Raw genomic sequence first — 4,616 nt, 5'->3', positions numbered from 1 at the left:
TACTGCAACGGCACTTACTTGACAGGTAAGAGATACTGGTTGGGTGGTTATCGATCTGGTTGCTGCCGAATTGGAAGCGTTGCACGAGCGGATCTCCGGCCGGTTCGTCCGGTCGGAACCGCGCACCCGGGTCCGGGAGTATGTCGCGGGTTTGGTTGCGGGTCTGGAACGCAAGAACGGGTGGACCCTCGCCGAGCGTGCCGGCGAGGTGAGCCCGGACGGGATGCAGCGGTTGCTGCGGCGGGCGGACTGGGACGTCGACGGGGTGCGCGACGATGTGCGTGACTACGTGGTCGAACGCCTCGGCGATCCGGCCGGGGTGTTGATCGTCGACGACACCGGCTTCCTCAAGAAGGGCACCCGCTCGGCCGGGGTGCAACGCCAGTACTCCGGCACCGCGGGCCGGGTGGAGAATTGCCAGATCGGGGTGTTCCTCGCCTACGCGTCCGGTGCCGGGCACGCGCTCATCGACCGGGAGCTCTACCTCCCCGAATCGTGGACCTCCGACCGCGACCGGTGCCGCGCCGCCGGCATCGGAGACGAGGTCGAATTCGCGACCAAACCCGTGCTGGCGCAGCACATGATCGAACGCACCCTCGACGCACAGGTACCGTTCTCCTGGCTCACCGCCGACGAGGCCTACGGACAGGTGAAGTACCTACGGGTCTGGCTCGAGGAACGCGATATTTCCTACGTGCTGGCCACCCGCCGCAACGACGACGTCTTCACCCCGGACGGGCGCAGCGGCCGGGCAGACGAGATGATCGCCGCCGTCCCGCCGAAGCAGTGGCGCCGGATCTCCGCCGGCGACGGCGCGCACGGCCCGCGGGAGTACTCCTGGGTGCGGATCCCGATCCGGATCGCCTGGGCACCCGGGCGTGGGCACTGGCTGCTCGCCCGCCGATCACTGTCGGACCCGACCGAGATCGCGTACTACATCTGCGCCGGACCCAGGCGGACCACGCTCACCGAACTCGCCACCGTCGCCGGATCGCGGTGGCGGGTCGAGGAATGCTTCCAGCAGGCCAAGAACGAGGCCGGCCTCGATCAGTATCAGGTGCGCACCTACCGCGCCTGGTACGCCCACACCACCCTGTCGATGCTCGCCCTCGCCTGGCTGGCCGGGACGAAAACCGAAGCAGTAAAGGGGGAATCGGGATCGACGATCAGGGCATGATCGGTTACACGGTACCCGAGATCCGGCGGCTGCTCGTGCATCTGATCCTGCGACACGCCCGCCCCGACGAGCACGTCTGGTCCTGGTCACACTGGCGGAGGCGCCGACAGCACCAGGCCCGATCCTGCCACTACCGAACCCGCGGACACATCCCATAAGTGCCGTTGCAGTACTAGTACCGGCGGTTCCTGCCTCGCCCTCTGCGCCGAAGCGGGAATTGACGACAATGGTCAGTCAACGTACCTGCTTGCCACCACCAATGGCGAACCTGCCCTCTACCGCGAGGACATCGAATCGTGGTCGGTGGGCCTCTACTGGTCCGGCGGAGACACGGTGCCGATCGGTATGGGCGAGGCAACGGTGGATGCGTACCGGCTGTCCACCGACACCCTCGAAGCAGCAGCCACGCGTGCAGTGACCGCACGGGTCATCAGCCCACGCAGCGATGGCCGGATCCCCCGCATTGACGACACAGGAATGCATTTCGCTGCGTACTGAACATGCCAGTGGCGAAGAACCGGAGCGATGGGTAGACACGGAGACGTATTCATGCAGTTCGAACTGTTTACGCCGTGCGCGGTCCACGCATGTCGAACGCCTGTCGTCCAGAGGGCGACGTTTGCAGCGGGTGCCGCGCCGTCTTCGGGCACGTGTTGCGCGAGAGGTCGGCCACCCCGGTCGACGCATCCCGCGCGGAACTATTCAGCGCGCTCAAGCAACGGGCGACGCTCCCTCACCTGGCGGAGACCAAAGCCAACCAGGTCTGCTGGAAGCTGTGTGAGGCCCGTCGAACCTGTACCCAGATCAATGACCGTTGGGAATGCAAGCACTGCCGCGCGATAGACGGCGCACTCCCATAGTTCCTGCGGCACTATGAACACTATTGGTGCCAAACATTAGGAGTAGCAATGCCCGAGAATTACCAGCTCACCCCTGACTCTCATAGTTCTATCGAACCTATGGGTGTGATGGGCACTGGCCGAGCAGGTGGGAAAAGGACATGGGAGTTTGTACCTCATGACGTCGATCGCGTGCGAACCGCTCTCGAACTGTCTTATTCCGCTGAGCTTGCGGCCCTTGCGAGGATCGGCGTCAAAGCTCCCATGGTCCAGGACGTCGGCGCGAACAACTACGCACTCGAAGCCGGCGCAGGTCTGGCGGCAGACGGATCGCGGGTATCGCTCAGTGCGACCAACGCTGCGCACACTCTCACGTCTTCCTCGCATCAGTCGCACGTGTGGTTCGCCAGCATTCTCGACTGCGACACAATGCAGTCCAAAGGCCGCGGAGTCGCAGAGGCTCTAGACGTTGCAGTCGCTAACGCCCCCCTCTCCATGCGGTCTGCAGAAGGGGCCACAATCGATACCCGGCCCCGTGAGACGGCGAACGCGCGTCCAGGAAAGCGTGAGAGCCTTGCTCTCATGCGCTGCGAACGGGAGGCGTTCACTCTTAATCGAGGGAAGACCGCGGTTTCTCTCACGCTCTCAGGCTACGAATGGACCGCGAGCGGTCACTGCGACGGACACAGTGCTACCAGCACTTTCGCAAGTATCTCACTCGGTCTCGACTCCGTTCTTGCGAAACTACGCACCCCGAACCCTGAAGAGTTCCGTATCGGATTGGCCGAGGGCTACGCCTGCCTGAACTCCCGTCAGGATCGGTAACCACTGGTTCCGATAGTGCTATGGGATACCGTAGATCAGTACAACACGCTGGGGGAATGCCCGTGACTTGCGGTCAAACCATTGCTAGATTCCATAGAGCTATCGGCACTAATGCCGGATCGGCGGCCGGCGATGTTGGCCCATGACCGAAGGACGATCGAATGACGGCACGGCATCGAGACGGCAAGCTCGAGGCGCTGATCCTCGCGTTCTGCAATCAGAAGGGCGGAGTCGGGAAGACGACGACGACCTTCCATCTTGCGCGCGCGGCCATTCTCCTTGGCCTGCGTGTGCTCTTGGTCGACATGGACCCGCAAGGCAACCTCACGAAGATCTCGGCGCTCCAGAAGGTCGAAAAGAAGCAGGTCGGCATCGCCGACGTCCTGACCGGGGACAGTGACTACATCCTGAACGACGTCATCGTCGACGGTCGATGGGCAGGCCTCTCACTCGCGCCGACCAGCGGGCGAAAGCTGGTCAATGTCAGGAACGAGCTGGTCGCCTCGGATATTGGCCGCGAGCTCCGGCTACGGAAAGCCCTTGCCCCGGTCCGCGAGGACTACGACCTGATCCTGATCGACTGCCCGCCCTCCGTCGACCTGCTGACGATTAATGCGCTGACCGCCGCCGACGAAGCCGTCATCATCACCGAGTCGAGCCTGTTCGGCGCCGACGGGATCGGGCAGCTCCTCGACACCATCCAGGACGTTCAGGAGTACTACCATCCCGACCTGGGGGTGCGAGGGGCCGTGGTGAACAACCATGAGTCTCAGACCGTTTCCGGCGGCGAGTGGCTCGACACCCTGAGGAAGCGTGTGACTGTGCTCGAACCGGTCATCCCACATCGTGTGGTCATCAAGGATTCGTCGCAGGCCGGAACCGGTCTGGATGAGTGGGGTACAACCCGCGCAAACCTCACAGCGATGCTCTATGCCGAGCTGCTGCCCGCACTGATTGGAGAACGCCATGCCACCTCGGCCTAAGGCACTCGAGAGCGACCTTGAAGATCGCAGCCCGATCGCACCCGCACCAGCGAAGAAGGCAGCCCCGGTCCCACCTCAAGTCGAGGAAGGCGGGCGCGTAAAGATGGGCTTCTACACCGGACAGAGCGGCAGGATCCGCGCCGCATACCTCCACACCCGCGGGAATGAGCGGCAAGAGACCTTCGGTGAGTTCATGGAGAACGCCGTACTCGAAAAGATCGCGCGACTCGAGAAGCAGTACAACGATGGTCAGCCCTGGCACGACGTCGACGCCGGCACGATCAAGAGCATCACCCAGATAGGGGTGGGCCGGAACCGCCCGCGGTAGCCGGCAATTACGCCCTCGGTTCACACGAACCGGGGGCTTTCTCGTATGTCGGACCGGTTGGTGCGGGCCGGCCATCACGCCCGGGTGGGAGTTCTGTGCTTCACCTTCCGGCGGAACTATGGGCACTACAGGACTATGATAACCGGGCTGTGTAGTGCAATTTCTTTATGAGAGAAGCATTTTCGCACCCCATAGCACTATGGTAACTATGGTAACTATGGACACGAAGTGGGTGCAATCGAAGCTCAGGCCGAGTTTTACAATGCCGCCGGCGACGTGAATCGGCGCATTGCCGATCCAGCCGCCCCCTTAGCCTCAATACCGTTCAGTTAGTGGAGTTTACGTTATGATGAGGCGTGCCTCGTAGCGGATGGGTGAAGCCGATCTCGGATCGGCGGTTGTCGGATGTGGTGTCGGTGGGGTTGTTGACCAGGGTTTTCCCGCCAGATGTCGTTGATGCTGTG

General features: G+C 62.8%; 4 protein-coding genes. All 4 read left to right on the top strand.

Going from position 1 to position 4,616, the window contains the following annotated elements; translation table 11 throughout:
* The first annotated feature begins 43 nt into the window (after nt 1–43).
* The 4 genes from WAW17_RS16155 to WAW17_RS16140 all read left to right on the top strand — a co-directional run bounded on the left by WAW17_RS16155 (nt 44) and on the right by WAW17_RS16140 (nt 4,152).
* Nucleotides 44–1,177 carry an IS701 family transposase gene (locus WAW17_RS16155; RefSeq protein WP_422333960.1) on the top strand — a complete coding sequence of 378 codons (1,134 nt, stop codon included), beginning with the start codon at nt 44–46 and terminating at the stop codon, nt 1,175–1,177.
* A gap of 333 nt (nt 1,178–1,510) precedes the next feature.
* Nucleotides 1,511–1,675 (top strand): hypothetical protein, encoded by a 165-nt coding sequence (locus WAW17_RS16150; RefSeq protein ID WP_422333959.1) that lies wholly within the window; start codon nt 1,511–1,513, stop codon nt 1,673–1,675.
* 1,327 nt (nt 1,676–3,002) lie between these two features.
* Nucleotides 3,003–3,824 (top strand): ParA family protein, encoded by an 822-nt coding sequence (locus WAW17_RS16145; RefSeq protein ID WP_422333958.1) that lies wholly within the window; start codon nt 3,003–3,005, stop codon nt 3,822–3,824.
* Nucleotides 3,808–4,152, top strand: coding sequence for a ParB family protein (locus tag WAW17_RS16140; protein WP_422333957.1), 345 nt, complete (start codon nt 3,808–3,810; stop codon nt 4,150–4,152). The genes WAW17_RS16145 and WAW17_RS16140 overlap by 17 nt, the downstream gene beginning before the upstream one ends.
* The last annotated feature ends 464 nt before the right edge of the window (nt 4,153–4,616 follow it).

The organism is Rhodococcus sp. (in: high G+C Gram-positive bacteria) (assembly GCF_049286785.1).
GTDB lineage: Bacteria > Actinomycetota > Actinomycetes > Mycobacteriales > Mycobacteriaceae > Rhodococcus_F.
The sequence above is the reverse complement of the archived record's forward strand: the minus strand, read 5'-3'. Positions and strand labels throughout refer to the sequence as shown.